Source organism: Microbacterium sp. NPDC058021 (genome assembly GCF_042885955.1).
In the GTDB taxonomy this organism is placed as follows: Bacteria; Actinomycetota; Actinomycetes; order Actinomycetales; family Microbacteriaceae; genus Microbacterium.
Map to the genome: position 1 here is coordinate 195,859 of NZ_JBHVRF010000001.1, position 15,978 is coordinate 211,836.

Genomic DNA, 15,978 nt, shown 5'->3' on the forward strand with positions numbered 1-15,978 from the left:
CGCAGCGGGTGCACTCCGACCACCTGACCCGCGGACAGGCGCTCGCGACCCGCTGGCTGGGCGTGGGGCTGGCCGCCGTCGTCGCGGCGGTGACCCTGGTGCTGTGCGTCACCGGGCGGATCGGGCTGTACATCAACCCCGACACGGCGTGGTTCGCCGCATCGTTCGCGGTGGTCGCCCTCCTCGGCACGATCGCGAGCTTCGCGCTGCCCCTGGGCGCCGAGGCCGATCACGGGCACGACCACGGCGAGGCGCCTGCGTCGAGCCCGGCGACGGTGACGGATGCCGCCGGCACCCGCGCGCGCACCCGGGCCGACCGTCGTCGACAGGACGTGCGCGCCGAACACGACGCCACCGTAGACCGGGACGCGGTCGTCGCGGCCGGGTTCGGTCGCTCCGCCGCCACGGCGGCGACCGTCATCGGCGGGGTGCTGGCGACGGGCGTCGTCGGGGCGATGCTGGTGCTGCCGCCGGCCTCGCTCTCGGCGGAGCTGGCGATGTCGCGCGACTCCGGCACGCCGCCGCTGTTCCAGGGCGCGGATGCCGTGGCCCTCGCCACGACCGGCGACACGGGGAGCTTCGGGGTGGGGGAGTGGGCGACGGTGTTCGCCACCGCCACCAATCCCGACGCGTTCGAGGGCGACCACGTCACCCTCACCGGGTTCGTCACTCCGGGGGACCAGGGCTTCGACCTCAGCAGGCTCGTCATCACCCACTGCGTGATCGACGCCCAGCCGGCGGGAGTGCCCGTGCAGGTGGGGGATGCCCCCGAGACGGGGCAGTGGGTGACCGTCAGCGGCACGGTGCGCCAGGCCGACGACGGATCGCTCGTGATCGCGGCGACCGAAGTGACCCCCATCGACGAGCCGCAAGACCCGTATGAGTACTGACGTCACGCGCCGGGGCACGCGCCGCGGCGGCGATCGTCGCGGTGCCCGCCGGCGCCGCGTCTTCGCCACCGCGTTCGCCGTCGTCGCCGGCATCCTGCTCCTGGCGGGCCTCGGCGGCGCCGCCATCGCGAGCCTGCAGGGTCCCCGTGTCACCGACGTGCAGTTCGACCCGGAGGCCGCCATCGCGGCGTCCGGATCGCGGCTGATCCTCACCACCACCCGCGCACTGCAGGAGGTCGCGCCGGAGCAGGTCACCGTCAGCCCGGCGACCCCCTTCACCGTGGACACGTCGGGGCGCAGCGTCGGCGTGCGCTTCACGCTGCCGCTGTACGACGACACCGAGTACACCGTGCGGGTCGACGGGCTGCAGGCGGTCGGGGGAGGCCCGGTCGCGGACGCCGTCGAAACGCTGCAGACCCCGCCGCTGGAGCTGTTCATCCTGCGTCGCTCCGCCGACGGCGACACGGTCTTCCGCACCGACCTGACCGGCGAGAACGCCGTGCCGGTGTACGAGCATCCGCACATCGAGGACTTCCGCGCCACCTCGAGCCGCCTCGTCATCTCGGTGCTCGACGACGACGAACAGACGTCCCTGGTCGTGACCGACCTCGACGGCGCCGCCGCGACGCAGCTCCGGCTCCCGGGCGACGGACGCGTGACGAACCTGCAGAGCGCCGACCGGGGCGACCTGATCGGGTACACCTACACGGCGGACGACGTCGGCATCGGCGGCGGCGCCGAGAGCGTGCTGTACACCGCGTCGCTGCGGGACCCGGAGGCAGAACCGGTCGCTGTGGCGATCGCCGGCGACGAGCAGCGGGTGGCCGACTGGCGCTTCGTCCCCGACACCGACGCGCTGCTCGTGCTCACCTTCGACAGTCGTCTGCTGCTGTCGGCGTCGACGGGAGCCGGAGCGGTCGAGCTCGGCACCGCGATCGCGATCGACGGCATCGCGCGGGGGACACCGGTGGCCGCCATCGAGCGCGTCGACGGCCTGGTGCTGGTGAACCTCGTCGACGCCGCCGAGAGCCCCCTGCCCCTCGCGGCGGCCGACGTGCGGCCGAATCTCGTGCTGCCGCTGCCCGAGGATGCCGGCACGCTGCAGACCGTCACCCGGTTCGACGGCCTGACCCCCGTGGCCACCTCGGTGGAGGTCGTCGCCCCCGACGGCACGGCCAGAGCCGTCTTCGAGACCGGCGGCGCCGACGCCGTGCTGCAGACGTGCGTCTCGCCCAGCGGCCGATACGCGGCGGTGCTCGTGGCGCCGAACGTGGTGTCCAACCCCTACGACATGTACGACGTGCCGCTGCCGCAGACCCTCGAGACCCACATCGTCACCCTCGCCGACGGGGAGCTCGTCGTGCCCCTGACCGGCTTCGACGTCTCGTGGTGCCAGGTGCCCCCGCAATGACGGTCCTGCGCCCCGCAACCCGCGACGATCTCGCGGCGCTGCCGCTCGAGGTCGCGCCGCGCCTGCTCGGCGGGGTGCTGCGGGTGAGCGCGGCGGGGGAGACGGTCGCGGTGCGGCTGACCGAGGTCGAGGCCTACCACGGCCGTGGCACGGGCGCTCTGCCCGACCCCGGCTCGCACGCGCGCATGGGCCCCACACCCCGCAACGCCACGATGTGGGGCGAGCCCGGGCACCTCTACGTGTACCTGAGTCACGGCATCCACTCGTGCGTCAACGTGGTCTGCGGGCCCGACGGGGTGGCCGGCGGTGTGCTGCTGCGGGCCGGTGAGGTGATCGAGGGCCTCGATGCCGCGCGCCGCCGCCGTCCCGCCGCGCGGGTGGACCGCGACCTCGCCCGGGGTCCCGGGCGTCTGGGCGATGCGGTGGGCCTGCGGCATCCGCTCCACGACGGCATCGACGCGGTCACCGGAGTGCCGCTGCACGGCGCCGTCGCCCACCTGCTGCTGCCCGTCGACCCGCTGCCCGCAACCGCGACCGGCCCGCGCGTCGGGGTCGCCGGCGAGGCCGGCACGGCGGCGTTCCCCTGGCGGTTCTGGATTGCCGGCGACCCGACGGTCTCGGCCTTCCGCTGGGGTCGGGGCGCCGGGCCGGTGCGCTGAGGGGAGGAGATGTGACGGAGGGAGGAGATCTGCCCCGGCATCCGTCCTCCGCTCGCCCCATCTCCTACGCCCGTGGCGGTGACGGCCGGTGGATGCCGCGAGTCAAGGCGACACGCCCGCCCGTGCTAGACTGACTCTTCGTCTGCGCGCACTCCAGCACGCAGTTCGCGCCCTGCCACCGATCCCGGTGAACGGGGTGCAGACAAGGGATCTTGGGTGGCACCGTCCGGTGTCACGGTACTAAGGAGACATCACTATGGCAGCAGTGTGCCAGGTGACTGGAGCTGTTCCCGGCTTCGGTCACAACATCTCGCACTCGCACCGCCGGACGAAGCGCCGCTTCGACCCGAACGTGCAGAAGAAGACGTACTTCGTGCCCTCGCTCGGCCGCAAGATCACCCTGAACGTGTCCGCTAAGGGCATCAAGGTGATCGACGCTCGTGGCATCGAGTCGGTTGTGAAGGACATGATCGCGAAGGGTGTGAAGCTCTGATGGCCAAGAAGGCTCAGGACGTCCGTCCGATCATCAAGCTGCGTTCGACTGCCGGCACGGGGTACACCTACGTGACGCGCAAGAACCGCCGCAACAACCCCGACCGCATCGTGCTGAAGAAGTACGACCCGGTGATCCGCAAGCACGTCGAATTCCGAGAGGAGCGTTGATCCATGGCTAAGAAGAGCAAGATCGCGCGCAACGAGCAGCGCAAGGTGGTCGTGGACCGCTACGCCGCCAAGCGCGCCGAGCTGAAGAAGGCGCTCGTGTCGCCGGAGTCCACCGACGAGCAGCGTGAAGCCGCTCGCCTCGGCCTGCAGAAGCTGCCGCGCAACGCGTCGCCGGTGCGTGTGCGCTCGCGCGACGTCATCGACGGTCGCCCCCGCGGAAACCTCACAAAGTTCGGCATCTCCCGTGTGCGCTTCCGCGACATGGCACACCGTGGCGAGCTGCCCGGGGTGACCAAGTCGTCCTGGTGACACTCGGTCGCTGATCGTTTCGAAAGGCCCGGTACTGCTCGCAGTGCCGGGCCTTTCGGCATGCTCTGGGACGCCTCAGCAGCCACATCCGTCACCAATAGCCTGCGACACGCCGGTGAATGTGGCCCTGGATGGCCTCAAATCCGCGTGATTCCGCGGATCGTGGGTATATTCGGGCTCGGTCGAACTGACCAGCCCGGGGGCAGCAGCCTCCGGTCCGAAGTACAAGAAGGCGGCACTCACCGCCTTGGAGGACAACCCCATGGCTGACAAGTCCATCACCAAGACCGAGCTCGTCGCGAGCATCGCCAGCGCCACCGGTCAGAGCCAGGCCGCCGTCTCCGGCGTGCTCGACGCCCTCTTCTCGACCGTCGCCGAGGCCGTCGCCAAGGGCAGCAAGGTCTCGATCCCGGGCTGGATCGCCTTCGAGCAGGTCGCGACCTCCGCTCGCACCGGCCGCAACCCCCAGACCGGCGAAGAGATCAAGATCGCCGCGGGCAAGCGCGTCAAGGTCACCGCCGGCTCGAAGCTGAAGGCTGCGGTCAAGTAACCACTGCGTGACGAGGGGGGGGATGCCACTGCTGGCATCCCCCTTTCGCGTGTCCGGGCCGCGGCATCCGCCCGCAGCGGGCCGCCGTAGGCTTGTGTGGTGAACTCCCGAGCTCTGCGTCTTGCCGGTCCGGCGATCCTCGTGGTCGCCGCGATCGTGGTGATGCTGTGGGCTCTGGCCGTGGCCGGCGGCGCCGCGCCGCTGCGCCTGGGCGACCCCGGCCCCGTGGTGCGCTGGGGCCTGCCGATGGCCAAGCTCACCGTCAACCTCGCCGCCGCCGTGATGGTCGGCTCCCTCGTGCTGGCGCTGTACGCCCTGCGTGCCGGGTCCCGCGCGTTCGATGTGGCATTGGATGCCGCCTCCATCGGCGCGGCCGTGTTCACCGTGTCCGCGGGCGTCACGGGGTTCTTCACGGTGCTCAACGCCCTCGGCTCCACCCCCAGCGCCGACGCGCAGTTCGGGCAGCAGCTCGGCCGCTTCCTCATCGAGCAGGAATTGGGGCGGGCGTGGCTGATCACCACCATCGCCGGCGCCGTGCTGACGGTCCTGACCTTCGCGGTGCGCTCGTGGACCACGACGCTGATGGTCGCGATCCTCGCGATCGCGGCGCTCGTGCCGATGGCCACGCAAGGTCACTCCGGCGACGACGCCAACCACAGCGCCGCCGTCATGGCGGTCGCCCTCCACATCGTCGCCGCCGCCGTCTGGCTCGGCGGGCTCGTGCTGCTGGTGGTCGTGCGCCCCGTGCTCTCCCGGGCCGAGATGACCGACGTGCTGCGCCGCTACTCCTCGCTCGCCCTCGTCTCCTTCGTCGTCGTCGCGATCTCGGGCACCGCCCGCGCGGTCGCCGGCGGCATCACGCTCGAGCTGCTCACCTCGCCCTACGGCATCGTGCTGCTGGTGAAGATCGGAGCCCTCGTCGCGCTCGGGATCCTCGGCGCCTGGTACCGGGTGCGCCTCATCGACCGCATCGACGACGACGCGGCATCCCGCCGGTTCTGGGGCCTCATCGCGCTCGAGCTCGCCTTCATGGGCATCGCCAGCGGCGCCGCGGCGGCACTGGCGCGCACGCCCCCGCCGGTGGACACCTCACTGTCGGCGCTGACCCCGGCGCAGATCCTCACGGGCGCGCCGCTGCCGCCGGAGTTCACCGTCGAGCGGTGGCTCACCGCGTGGGACATCGACCTGCTGTGGGCCTTCGCGGTCGGCTTCGGCGCGTTCTTCTACCTCGCCGGCGTCATCCGCCTGCACCGGCGCGGCGACCGGTGGCCGATCTACCGCACCGTGCTGTGGCTCGTGGGACTCGCGCTGCTGCTGTGGGTCACGGGCGGCCCCATCAACGTCTACCAGGACTACCTGTTCAGCGTGCACATGGTCGGGCACATGCTGCTGTCGATGGCCATTCCGCTGTGCCTGGTCGCGGGGGCGCCGGTCACCCTCGCCATGCGGGCGATCCGCAAGCGCGACGACGGCACGCGCGGCGGCCGCGAGTGGATCCTGTGGGCTGTGCACAGCCCGTTCTCCCGGGTGGTCACCCACCCGCTGTTCGCCGCGGCGATGTTCATCGGGTCGCTGTGGGTGTTCTACTACACCGACCTGTTCCGCTGGTCGCTGTACGACCACATCGGCCACGAGTGGATGGTCGCGCACTTCCTCATCGCGGGGTACCTGTTCACCCTGTCGCTCGTGGGCGCCGACCCGGTGCCCTACCGGTACCCCTACCCGTTCCGGCTCGTGACCCTCATCGCGGTCATGGCGATGCACGCGTTCTTCGGCATCGCGATCATGATGCAGTCCGGCCTCATGGTGGCGGAGTGGTTCGGGGCCATGGGGCGCACGTGGGGTCCGACACCGCTGGAGGACCAGTACGCCGGCGGCGGTGTCGCCTGGTCGGTGGGGGAGATCCCGACCCTCATCCTCGCGCTCGTCGTGGCGATCCAGTGGAGCCGCAGCGACGAGCGGATGCAGCGCCGCCGCGACCGTCAGGCCGACCGCACCGGCGAGGCGGAACTCAACGAGTACAACGAGCGCCTCGCGCAGCTGGCCGAGCGCGACGCGCGCCGCGAACGCGCCGGGCGCTGACGCCGCGGCATCCCGTCGTCCGCGGCCGGGCTACTCCGCGCCGGAGACGACGATCGACGCGGTGCCGTCGGGGAGCACCGAGATGCTGCCGGTGAACCGGAAGGGCACATCCTCGGAGACGGCGCGCACCGAGCCGTCGAAGAGCGACTTGATGCCGACCTCGATGTGGGCGACCGCTTCGGTCGTGGGGATCTTCCAGCCGGCGCCGTCGGGCTCGAGTGTGACGACGGGGCTCTGCGCGATCGACCACACCGGCAGCGCGTCGAGGCGGTTGCGCACCGTGAAGCCGAAGGGGCAGCCGGCGGGCTGGAGGACCTGCTGGGTGGCGCACTCGGCCAGGAACTGATCGACGCGCTCCTGCACGACCCCGATGAACTCCTCGGTCGGCTGCGCCTGCAGTTCGATGGGGATGCCGGTCTGCGGAGCGTCCGACAGCACCGCGACCCCCGGGGTCGCCGACATGGCGGTGTCCACCGACACCGAGTACACGCCGGGGGAGAACACCAGAAGCGGCACCGGCGCCGCCGGGTCGGTCTCCGCGCCCGCGGAGGACACCTGACGCTTGTCCAGCTCGAACCCGTTGACGGTGAACTGCATCGAGCCGTGCACCGTGAGGTCGACGACGGCGAGGGGGGACTGCGCGAATCGCCAGGCGGGCGCGACCCCGATCCAGCCGTTGCGCTCCACACGGAACGTCGTGGTGCCCGGGTACGCGCCGGCCTGGTACGACACCGTGACCTTCGCCACGTCGTCCTGCATCTCCTCGGACACGACGGCGATGTCGGTGAGCTGGGCCAGTGCCGCCTGGCGGAGCAGAGCGTCGGATGCCGTCGACGGCAGGCCCGCGTCCTCGAGGTCGGCGGAGCTCACCGCGACGCCCGGCACGTCCAGGGCGTCGGCGGCGCGTCCCTCGCCGAGCATCGTGAGATACCGGCTGACGAAGGCGCTGGGGCTGTAGAACTGCGCGTACAGCGCGCCGGCGGTGGCGCCGAGGGCGCCCAGCAGCAGCACGCCGACGACGGCGAGGAGGGTGATCTCCAGCGCGAGGCGCTGCCGGGTGCGGCGTCGACGGGCTCGCGGCGCTTCGCGCGGGGCGCTCGTGGCGGGCGCGTCGGCACGCGCGCGCTCGCCGACGGGCTCGGCCACCCCCTGCTCCATGCACTCAGTCTAGGAAGTCCCGTGGCATTCGGCTCGGGGCATCCTCCCAGGTGGGGGCGCACATCCCCCGCGCGGCGAGGGCCCCGCCGGTGTGCGAGCATGAATCGGTGAGCACGCCGCCCCTTTCCGACGAACAGGAAGAGGTGTTCCGTCTCATCGAGGACACGAACGAGCACGTGTTCGTCACGGGGCGCGCCGGCACCGGCAAGTCCACCCTGCTGCGCCACCTCGCGTGGAACACCGACAAGCAGATCGCGGTGTGCGCGCCCACCGGGGTCGCCGCCCTGAACGTCGAGGGCCAGACGATCCACTCGCTGTTCCGGCTGCCGATCGGCCTCATCGCCGGCAGCGACCTCGACCAGCCCGACCAGACCCGTCGCATCCTCAATGCCCTCGACACCCTCGTCATCGACGAGGTGTCGATGGTCAACGCCGACCTCATGGATGCCATGGACCGCTCGCTGCGGCAGGCGCGCGGCCGGCGCAGCGAACCCTTCGGCGGTGCGCAGGTGGTCATGTTCGGCGACCCGTACCAGCTGGCCCCAGTGCCGCCGCGCGGCGACGAGATGCGCTACATCCGCGACCATTACCGGTCGTTCTGGTTCTTCGACGCGCATGTGTGGGCTGGTGAGTCGGGCGAGGGGGCCGACAGCGGCCTCATCGACCTCGGTCGCCACGGCGCGAAGCTCAACATCCGGGAGCTGCGCGACATCCACCGGCAGCCCGACCCGACGTTCAAGATCCTCCTCAACGCCGTGCGCCACGGTGTCGTGACCGCGGACATGGCCGAGGTGCTCAACACCGCCGGTGCCCGGCGCCCACCGGAGCCCAGCGGCGACGAGCCGCCCATCATCACGCTGGCCACCCGCAACGACATCGTCAACCGCATCAACCAGCGTCATCTCGACGCGCTGCCGGGCGCCGTCCAGACGGCGCGCGCAGAGGTGAGCGGAGACTTCGGTCGAGGCGACGCCTCGCTGCCCGCGGAGCGCGAACTGCAGCTGAAGGTGGGCGCGCAGGTGATGTTCCTCCGCAACGACGTGGGCGGGTTCGGCGAGCCGCCGCGCTGGGTCAACGGCACCATCGGCACCGTCACGCGCATTGCGGGGTCGACGGTGCGGGTCGACGTGGACGGCGAGGAGCACGACGTCGAGCCCACCGTGTGGGAGAGGTTCCGATACGCCTACGACGCGGCATCCAAGTCGCTCTCACGCGACATCGTGGCGGAGTTCACGCAGTTCCCGCTGCGGCTGGCGTGGGCCGTGACGATCCACAAGTCCCAGGGCAAGACGTATGAGCGGGCGATCGTCGACCTCGGCTCGGGGGCGTTCGCGCCGGGACAGACCTACGTCGCGCTCTCGCGGCTCACGAGCCTCGACGGTCTCTACCTCACCCGCCCGCTGCGTCCCAGCGACATCCGCGTCGACCCCGACGTGCGCCGCTTCATGCGCCCCCGCGCCTGACCGCCCCGCCCCCGGAAACCGTGAGACCACAGCTGGGCGCCGAGACAATGGTCGTTACCCACTGTTTCGGCCGCCGACTGTCGTCTCAGCGATCGTTGGCGCGACGCGGCGCGGCGCGGCGGCGCGAGCGCGCGGGGGTCAGGCGACGCGGACGTCGGCCTTTGCGCGGGCGAGGTCCTCGAACAGCTCGGTGTTGAAGCGGTAGGCCAGCAGCACCTCGTCGATGACCCGCTCCTTCTCGGCGTCGTCCCAGGGCGCGGCATCCAGCTGCTCGCGGTAGACGTCCTTGAAGGCCTTCGGGTCGGCGATGTCGGCGAACAGGTAGAAGCCGATGCCGTTGGTCTCGAATCCGAAGCGGCGGGCCATGAGCCGGCCGATGAACAGGCCGCCCGACAGGTCGCCGAGGTAGCGGGTGTAGTGGTGCGCGACGAAGCCGCCGGCCCACGTCGCGCCGACGGCGTTGATGCGGTCGACGTAGCGCTGGGTGGTCGGCAGCGGCGTCACCGTCTCGCGCCAGTCGTGGCCCACGAGGAACTCCAGGTCGGCTTCGAGGGCCGGCAGGCGCGTGAGGCGGTCGGTGATGAACACTGACGCCACCGGGTCGCTCTTCATGCGCTCGGCCACGCGCTCCAGGGCCTCGTAGATGAACCAGTGCTGCACGACCAGCGCGATGTAGTCCTCGCGGGTGCCGTCGCCCTTGATGAGGTCGGCCATGAAACCGGCGCTCTCGCTGCCGGAGTGGGCGCTGGTGGAGCGCTCGCGCAGGGCCGCGGAGAAGGGGATGGGTTCGGGCATGCGGTCATGCTAGCGCAATGAGGCTCAGCTAACCTGAAGCTATTTCGGTGCCCGTGATCGCGGCCGGATCCTGCTCAGTCGTGCGGGCGCGCGTCGACGCCCAACATGGCGCAGGCGGCGTCGTAGAGGGCCACGATCTCGCGCCGCACGTCGCGTCGCTCGGTGATGGAGCCGCCGGGCCAGGGCACCCGCACCGTCTCACGCGACCCGTCACCGCGCACCGCAAGCCACTCGCCGCCCTCACCGTCGAACCCCGTCATGACGGCATCCGTCGCGTCGGCTGCACCGAAGGCGCGCGCGATCAGCAGGTTGTCGGCGGCGTGATCGTGGTTCATATGGCCCAGCACGCCGGACACGGCGGCGTCGTCGAAGGTGTGCGGCATGCCCCCAGGTTAGGTGAGGCGTGCGGGGCAGGCTGCTCGGGTGTGTTTGAATCGATGGAGGACCTTTCGGGGGTGGAGATGCCGCAGTACAACCGCGCACGGCGCACCGCATCGGTGATCGCCGGTGCCGTCGGCATCGCGCTCGCGCTCGCCGCGTGTTCCACAGGCGGAGTGTCTGCCGTGCCAGACGTCCCCGAGCAGGTGGATGCCGCGCTTCCGGGGGAGACCCAGCAGCAGCTGCAGGCGGCAGTCGAACGCGCCATGGCCGCCACCGGCTCGACCGGAGCGATCGTGGGCGTCTGGGCGCCGTGGAGCGGCACCTGGGTCGCCGGACTCGGCACCACGACGGTCGGCGGCGAGGCTGTGAGCACCGACATGCGCTTCCGTGTCGGCAACGTGACGCGGGCGATGACCTGCGACGTGCTCGACGGCGCCGCGGAGCGCGGGCTCGTGTCACATGACGACTCGCTCACCGACTGGATCACCGGCATGGCCGGGTACGAGGACATCACGCTGGGCCAGCTCTGCGACTCCACGAGCGGGATCGCGGCGTTCGGCGGTGTCGTGAGCCCCCGGATGCTCGTCACCCCGCAGCGCGTGTGGAGCCCCAAGGAACTCGCCTCGTACGGCATGGGCGCCGGACGCACCGGTGGGCCGGGAGCGGCGTACTCCGACTCCGACACCGGCTACGTGCTGCTGGGCCTCGCCCTCGAGCGCGCGACGGGCATGGATGCCGCGGAGATGTACGAGACTTTCGTCACCGAGCCGCTCGGTCTGGACGACACACTGCTGCCGGCGCCGACCACCGACCTCACCGAGGCCGGCAGTCCGGTGCTCCACGGCTACTACTCGCCCCCGACGCCGGAGGGGCCGCTCAACTGCGCCGAGCCCACCGACATCACTTCGCTCTCCTCGAGCGCCGGCTTCACGGCATCCGGGGTCGTGTCCGACATCGACGACCTGGGCGTGTACCTGCAGGCCCTCGCCACCGGTGCGCTCCCCGGCGCGAGCGATGACCGCTTCGCCGCTCCGCTGCCGGTGGCTGCGGACCTGCCTGCCTGGTACACCACCGACGGCGGCGCCTACCAGGCGGGATCGCTGATCGGACAGTTCGGCTCGGTCCCCGGCTACATCACCGCCGGCTTCGCCGACCCCGCGACCGGGATGACCGTTGCGGTCGTGCTCAACAACTCTTCGGCGAACGCCGGCGTCGGCGCCTACCTCGCGTGGGAGCTCGCCGCGATCACCTCCAAGGCTCCTGCCGCATCGGGCCAGACCGCGCCGAGCGCGGGCCTGCCGTGGACGCCCGAGCAGTACGCCGAGTCGATCGTCGCGAACGCCGTCTGCCCCCTGCCCGAGGGCTGATCCGGCCTGCTGCGTCCCTTCCGCGGGTTGGGGGGGGCGGTCGTCCTTTCCTCTCGTTGAGTCGTCGCATCCGTCCCGCTGCGCATCGAAAAAGGTGCGTTCGCGACGACCGAGCCGCGGATGCCGCGTCGCGGTGCCCCGGCCCGATACTCACTCGGCGCGACGAATACTCACTCGGCGCGACGAATGCTCACTCGGGAGCGCGGGGTGGGTTGTCAAGGGGTTGGGCCGGGTCGTGGGGCTCCCACAGGGTGGAAGGAGGCCCACGGAAGGAGAACCATGACCACGCAGGATCCCCGCGACAAGCACCACGACGGCGAGTTCCCCGCGCAGAGCCAGGAGCAGCCGGGGCTCACCACCGAGACGACGCCCACCCCTGACCACGGTGAACAGTCGTACCGCGGCAGCGGCAGGCTCGAGGGACGTCGCGCACTCATCACCGGCGGCGACTCCGGCATCGGCCGTGCCGTCGCGATCGCTTTCGCGCGCGAGGGCGCCGACGTCGCCATCGCCTATCTTCCGCAGGAGCAGGAGGATGCCGATGCCACCGTCGCGCTGATCGAGGCGGCCGGCCGCCGTGCGGTCGCCCTGCCCGGTGACATCCGCGACGAGGACTTCGCCACGCGCATCGTCGCCGACACGGTCTCGCAGCTGGGAGGACTCGACGTCGTCGTGCTCAACGCGGCGTACCAGAAGGACCGCGACGGCATCGAGAACCTGCCCACCGACGGGTTCGACCGCGTCTTCCGTACGAACCTCTACGGCATGCTCTGGACCGCGCGCGCCGCAGTGCCGCACCTGCAGCCGGGGGCGTCGATCATCGTCACCTCATCGGTGCAGGCGTTCAACCCGTCGCCCGGACTCATCGACTACGCCATGACCAAGGCCGCGCAGGTCGCCTTCGTGCGGGCGCTCGCCGAGGAGCTCGGGCCCCGCGGCATCCGCGTCAACGCCGTCGCGCCCGGTCCCATCTGGACCCCGCTCATCCCGGCGACCGGGTGGGGAGAAGGGCACGTGTCGGAGTTCGGGCAGGACACCCCGCTCGGCCGCGCCGGGCAGCCGGCCGAACTCGCGGGTGCGTACGTGTACCTCGCCTCCGAGGCGGGGTCGTACACGTCGGGCGCCGTGCTGCCGGTCACGGGCGGCAAGCACCTGTAACGAACGGACGGGCCGGGGACCCATCGGGCGAGCAGTCCGATGGGCCCCCGGTGTCCCGCCGACGCCGGGGGGAGGCGTGGCGGTCCGGGAAACGGCCGGCGCGGGGGCGCGGTGACCGTCGGCGTGCGAGCCGTGCGCGGGAGCCGGTTCGATCAGCCCCGACGCAGTTCGATGAGCTCCTTCTTGCGTTCCTCGAGCTCTTCGTTCAGCGCCTCGAGGTCATCGGCGAGCACCGCGCGGGCGTCCTTGAGCAGGTCGGGGTCGAGGTCGAGCCCTCGAATGTGGGGCACCTCGTCGCCCCAGCTCGCGGGGATGTCGCACAGAGTGAGTTTCTCGACGGTCGGGTTGTGGAGGAGGACGTTCGCCCGCGCGGATTCCTTCCACGAACAGCGGAACTCCACGCCGCCGACGACCGGGGCCTCCTGCGCATCCACGTGCCCGGCGAACGTCTTCGACTCGGCACCGAACATCGAGGCGTCGACCGGAATCTTGATCGAGGTCCCGCTGAGGCGGTACCACGAGTTGCCCTCGCCGAAGAAGTACAGCTCACCCGTGTACACGTCCCAGGCCTCGTACTGCACCATTCTTCCCACGGCGCCGAACGGGATCCTCGGGTAACTCGTCAACGTGTATTCCAGCCCCTTGGTGAGGTCATATCCGTAGCTCGTCTCGGAGCTCAACTCGATTCCTTGCTTGAAGGTCTCGCCCGGCATCGGCTCATACTCTGCCTCGTAGCTGAGCTTGATGCCGAAGCTCTGCTCGACGGAGTCCGTGACCTCCTGCGACCAGGTGCGTTCGAACTTCCACTCCTGGGGCTCGTCCGCGCCCGCCGTGTGGGGTTGGGTGGCGATGGTCCGCGGGTTGCCTGCCTCGGCCGTGTCGAGCGTCGGCTCACCGATGGACTGGATGCAGCCATTCCCATGCTCGCCACAGGCGTCGACGATGCCGTTGTTCCTGGCATCCTGGTCGCTGTCCACCGTGTCCACCCTGGCCATCCGCACCTGGAACGTGGTGTCATCGTCGGTGTTGACGTTCGGCTTGCTCATCCCGGTGGGCTCGCACGTGAACGGCGTGTTCTCCAGCACGCGCACACCGGTCGTGTTCGGGTCGCCCAGGTAGATCGAACAGGTGGCTGAGGGCTCGCTGCCCGACAGGTACTTGTAGTTCTCCGCCCAGCCGCTGATCCAGTACGGGGTTCCCTTGCCATCGAGCAGGATGCGGTAGGCGAAGGAAGCCTGCGCGTGGGTGTCGGGTTCGGACTGTTCGCGACCGAAGTTCTGCTGCGCGGCGGACCAGGTGAGAGTTCCCCCATTGGGGATCGTCGCGTAGGGAAGAGCACGTTTCTCCTCCACGCTCGCGGCGACGGGGTACCAGGCCTCGCCGTTCATCACGATGCGCTTCTGCTGGTTCGCGGTGGAGAAGGTCCCCTCGGCGAGCGAGATGACCGGTCCGTCGCCGGCATTGCGCACGTCGATGATGCCGGTGATGGTGGACCAGTTGTGCAGCGCGACGTCCGCGGAGGCGATCACGGCACCCGATGCTCCCTGAGCCGAGGCCCCGTCACAGGCGAAAGGCGACTCGTTCTCGAAGTCCACCGGTGCGCCGTCTCGGAGGATGGCGCAGTCCGTTTCGACGCTCAGCGACCCGGCCGTCCGGTTCACGGTCGAGGTGTATTGGACGGTGTAGTCGGTGAGCGTTCCGTAATCGATCAGCTGCGCGGTGAAGGTCACTTCGTGGTGGCCGTCATCGGGCATGGGGTAGTCCCACGCCAGGTAACGGATGCCGGCATCCGACCAGTCATAGGGCTTCTCGGCGGTCACGTCGGACTCGTTGTGCGGGTTCGCGGGCTGCACGCCGGGCGCGAACGCATACCGCAGCTGGAACCCGGTCGCCCGTGTGGGCACGGCGCTGCGCTGCACGGTCTGTGTGGCGTGGGACATCACCGATACCGCGGCATCGCCGGCCGGCTCGGTCTCGGCCGCGGGTTCCGTCCCGGTATCGGTTTCGGGCTCCGCCTCGGACAGCTGAGGCGTCGCCGACGGAGCGGGTGTAGCGGGGTCGGTCTGCGGATCGGCGGTCTCGGCATATGCCGGCCCGGCCATGAGTCCCGCGGCGAGGACCGCCGCGAAGGGGATGGCCAGTGCAGCGCGTGCGCGGTGCGATGTCTGCCGTCGTCGAGCGTTGAATCTCATGTTCTTCGTTCCCTGAGTGATCGTGGATGTCAGCCGGACACGCTCTGGTGCCAGGCGGTGAAGGTGTCGAAAGCGGAGCGCAGCTCGGCGGCTGCCGCAGCGGCATCCTCGGTCTGGTCGTCGCGTACGGCGGCGTGCACGTCGTCGACGACATGCAGCGCGGGCAGCAGGCGGGTGAGCACCTGGTGGGCCTCATCCGGAACGTGAAGCTGAGCTGCCCGGATGACCTCGGCGAACGCCTCGGCGACGTCGCCTGCAGATCGGCGCACCGCGATGTGGTCGCCGGCCGCGATCGCCGCGTCGAGGGCGTCAAGATGCGGGAGCGCGTCATCGGCGGGAACCCGGGAGAAGGACCGATCGACGATGACGTCGGCGTACGGGCCCGGGTGCTGCGCCGACAGCGGAGCGTAGGCCGCCAGCGCTGCCTGCTGGTCGCCGTCGGAGACCGCATCGGCGATGTCGAGCACCTGGGTGAAGGTATCCACCCAATGCCCGTACTGCACGTCGTCGCGCGCCGCGTAGTCCAGCGCCGCGGCAGCGGCTTCCAGCGTGCCGGCCGTCGCGATCCATGCATGGTCGAAGTCGTCCTCGAGCCACGCGCCCAGCACCGGCAGCGAGAGGGCGTACGCCTGCTCGGGGGTCGCCGCGACTCTTCCGTCGGCCGCCGGCGCTCCCGACGGCTCCGCTGCGGACGAGGCCGGCTCTGCCGCCGGGGGCGACGCGGTCGACGCGCCGACGGCGATCGCCACTCCGACACCGACGACGACGGCAGCGCCGGCGGCGACCGCGACGATCTTCCAGGGGTGGACTCGGGACCTGCGCTTTTGCATCACGCCACGACGCTAGGGATCGCCGACCGGCGAAACAGGGGACCCAGGTCCCCACCGGTGCGCCGGCGCC

16 protein-coding genes are annotated in these 15,978 nt (G+C 70.7%); 11 read left to right on the top strand and 5 right to left on the bottom strand.

The features are described from left to right. Window positions 1–23: 23 nt before the first annotated feature. The 8 genes from ACFVR6_RS00955 to ACFVR6_RS00990 all read left to right on the top strand — a co-directional run bounded on the left by ACFVR6_RS00955 (window position 24) and on the right by ACFVR6_RS00990 (window position 6,564). Complete coding sequence (locus tag ACFVR6_RS00955) at window positions 24–890, top strand: TIGR03943 family putative permease subunit (RefSeq protein WP_386958807.1); 867 nt, start codon at window positions 24–26, stop codon at window positions 888–890. Further along, a complete protein-coding gene (locus tag ACFVR6_RS00960) occupies window positions 880–2,301 on the top strand; it encodes a hypothetical protein (protein WP_386957941.1) in 1,422 nt (473 codons plus the stop codon). Before ACFVR6_RS00955 ends, ACFVR6_RS00960 begins: the two co-directional genes overlap by 11 nt. Further along, on the top strand, window positions 2,298–2,960 hold the full coding sequence (locus ACFVR6_RS00965) for a DNA-3-methyladenine glycosylase (RefSeq protein WP_386957943.1): 663 nt from the start codon (window positions 2,298–2,300) through the stop codon (window positions 2,958–2,960). The genes ACFVR6_RS00960 and ACFVR6_RS00965 overlap by 4 nt, the downstream gene beginning before the upstream one ends. Window positions 2,961–3,216: 256 nt before the next feature. After that, complete coding sequence (rpmB, locus tag ACFVR6_RS00970; RefSeq protein WP_386957945.1) at window positions 3,217–3,453, top strand: 50S ribosomal protein L28; 237 nt, start codon at window positions 3,217–3,219, stop codon at window positions 3,451–3,453. Further along, window positions 3,453–3,623 (top strand): 50S ribosomal protein L33, encoded by a 171-nt coding sequence (gene rpmG, locus ACFVR6_RS00975; RefSeq protein WP_005051772.1) that lies wholly within the window; start codon window positions 3,453–3,455, stop codon window positions 3,621–3,623. Before rpmB ends, rpmG begins: the two co-directional genes overlap by 1 nt. Before the next feature lie 3 nt (window positions 3,624–3,626). Beyond that, on the top strand, window positions 3,627–3,932 hold the full coding sequence (gene rpsN / locus ACFVR6_RS00980) for a 30S ribosomal protein S14 (RefSeq protein ID WP_386957949.1): 306 nt from the start codon (window positions 3,627–3,629) through the stop codon (window positions 3,930–3,932). A gap of 262 nt (window positions 3,933–4,194) precedes the next feature. Then, complete coding sequence (locus tag ACFVR6_RS00985) at window positions 4,195–4,482, top strand: HU family DNA-binding protein (RefSeq protein WP_257507304.1); 288 nt, start codon at window positions 4,195–4,197, stop codon at window positions 4,480–4,482. A gap of 99 nt (window positions 4,483–4,581) precedes the next feature. After that, window positions 4,582–6,564, top strand: coding sequence for a cytochrome c oxidase assembly protein (locus ACFVR6_RS00990; RefSeq protein ID WP_386957951.1), 1,983 nt, complete (start codon window positions 4,582–4,584; stop codon window positions 6,562–6,564). A gap of 30 nt (window positions 6,565–6,594) precedes the next feature. Here the strand turns inward: ACFVR6_RS00990 and ACFVR6_RS00995 are convergent, their stop codons facing one another. Then, the gene (locus ACFVR6_RS00995; protein ID WP_386957953.1) at window positions 6,595–7,722 is read right to left on the bottom strand and encodes a hypothetical protein; all 1,128 of its coding nucleotides are present in this window, start codon (window positions 7,720–7,722) and stop codon (window positions 6,595–6,597) included. A gap of 107 nt (window positions 7,723–7,829) precedes the next feature. Here ACFVR6_RS00995 and ACFVR6_RS01000 point away from each other — a divergent pair, with 107 nt between their 5' ends. Beyond that, window positions 7,830–9,185, top strand: coding sequence for an ATP-dependent DNA helicase (locus tag ACFVR6_RS01000; RefSeq protein WP_386957954.1), 1,356 nt, complete (start codon window positions 7,830–7,832; stop codon window positions 9,183–9,185). Window positions 9,186–9,323: 138 nt separating this feature from the next. Here ACFVR6_RS01000 and ACFVR6_RS01005 read toward each other — a convergent pair whose 3' ends face one another. Next, a complete protein-coding gene (locus tag ACFVR6_RS01005; protein WP_386957956.1) occupies window positions 9,324–9,980 on the bottom strand; it encodes a biliverdin-producing heme oxygenase in 657 nt (218 codons plus the stop codon). A 74-nt stretch (window positions 9,981–10,054) separates the two neighbouring features. Next, on the bottom strand, window positions 10,055–10,363 hold the full coding sequence (locus ACFVR6_RS01010) for a DUF2470 domain-containing protein (RefSeq protein ID WP_386957958.1): 309 nt from the start codon (window positions 10,361–10,363) through the stop codon (window positions 10,055–10,057). Between the two features lie 54 nt (window positions 10,364–10,417). Between ACFVR6_RS01010 and ACFVR6_RS01015 the strand changes: the two genes are divergently transcribed. Together ACFVR6_RS01015 and ACFVR6_RS01020 are read left to right on the top strand one after the other, a co-directional pair. After that, a complete protein-coding gene (locus ACFVR6_RS01015; protein ID WP_386957960.1) occupies window positions 10,418–11,728 on the top strand; it encodes a serine hydrolase domain-containing protein in 1,311 nt (436 codons plus the stop codon). 279 nt (window positions 11,729–12,007) lie between these two features. Beyond that, the gene (locus ACFVR6_RS01020; protein ID WP_386957962.1) at window positions 12,008–12,886 is read left to right on the top strand and encodes an SDR family oxidoreductase; all 879 of its coding nucleotides are present in this window, start codon (window positions 12,008–12,010) and stop codon (window positions 12,884–12,886) included. 152 nt (window positions 12,887–13,038) lie between these two features. Here ACFVR6_RS01020 and ACFVR6_RS01025 read toward each other — a convergent pair whose 3' ends face one another. After that, the gene (locus tag ACFVR6_RS01025) at window positions 13,039–15,078 is read right to left on the bottom strand and encodes a hypothetical protein (protein ID WP_386957964.1); all 2,040 of its coding nucleotides are present in this window, start codon (window positions 15,076–15,078) and stop codon (window positions 13,039–13,041) included. A 29-nt stretch (window positions 15,079–15,107) separates the two neighbouring features. Next, entirely contained in the window at window positions 15,108–15,911 is an 804-nt protein-coding gene (locus tag ACFVR6_RS01030; RefSeq protein ID WP_386957966.1) for a hypothetical protein, read from the bottom strand. Window positions 15,912–15,978: the final 67 nt, after the last annotated feature.

What these genes read in the sequence shown, in the direction of transcription:
- ACFVR6_RS00960 (WP_386957941.1), top strand. Translation starts at nt 880, where the DNA reads ATGAGTACTGACGTCACGCGCCGGGGCACGCGCCGCGGCGGCGATCGT.
- ACFVR6_RS00965 (WP_386957943.1), top strand. Translation starts at nt 2,298, where the DNA reads ATGACGGTCCTGCGCCCCGCAACCCGCGACGATCTCGCGGCGCTGCCG.
- rpmB (WP_386957945.1), top strand. Translation starts at nt 3,217, where the DNA reads ATGGCAGCAGTGTGCCAGGTGACTGGAGCTGTTCCCGGCTTCGGTCAC.
- rpmG (WP_005051772.1), top strand. Translation starts at nt 3,453, where the DNA reads ATGGCCAAGAAGGCTCAGGACGTCCGTCCGATCATCAAGCTGCGTTCG.
- rpsN (WP_386957949.1), top strand. Translation starts at nt 3,627, where the DNA reads ATGGCTAAGAAGAGCAAGATCGCGCGCAACGAGCAGCGCAAGGTGGTC.
- ACFVR6_RS00985 (WP_257507304.1), top strand. Translation starts at nt 4,195, where the DNA reads ATGGCTGACAAGTCCATCACCAAGACCGAGCTCGTCGCGAGCATCGCC.
- ACFVR6_RS00995 (WP_386957953.1), bottom strand. Translation starts at nt 7,722, where the DNA reads ATGGAGCAGGGGGTGGCCGAGCCCGTCGGCGAGCGCGCGCGTGCCGAC.
- ACFVR6_RS01005 (WP_386957956.1), bottom strand. Translation starts at nt 9,980, where the DNA reads ATGCCCGAACCCATCCCCTTCTCCGCGGCCCTGCGCGAGCGCTCCACC.
- ACFVR6_RS01010 (WP_386957958.1), bottom strand. Translation starts at nt 10,363, where the DNA reads ATGCCGCACACCTTCGACGACGCCGCCGTGTCCGGCGTGCTGGGCCAT.
- ACFVR6_RS01015 (WP_386957960.1), top strand. Translation starts at nt 10,418, where the DNA reads ATGGAGGACCTTTCGGGGGTGGAGATGCCGCAGTACAACCGCGCACGG.
- ACFVR6_RS01020 (WP_386957962.1), top strand. Translation starts at nt 12,008, where the DNA reads ATGACCACGCAGGATCCCCGCGACAAGCACCACGACGGCGAGTTCCCC.
- ACFVR6_RS01025 (WP_386957964.1), bottom strand. Translation starts at nt 15,078, where the DNA reads ATGAGATTCAACGCTCGACGACGGCAGACATCGCACCGCGCACGCGCT.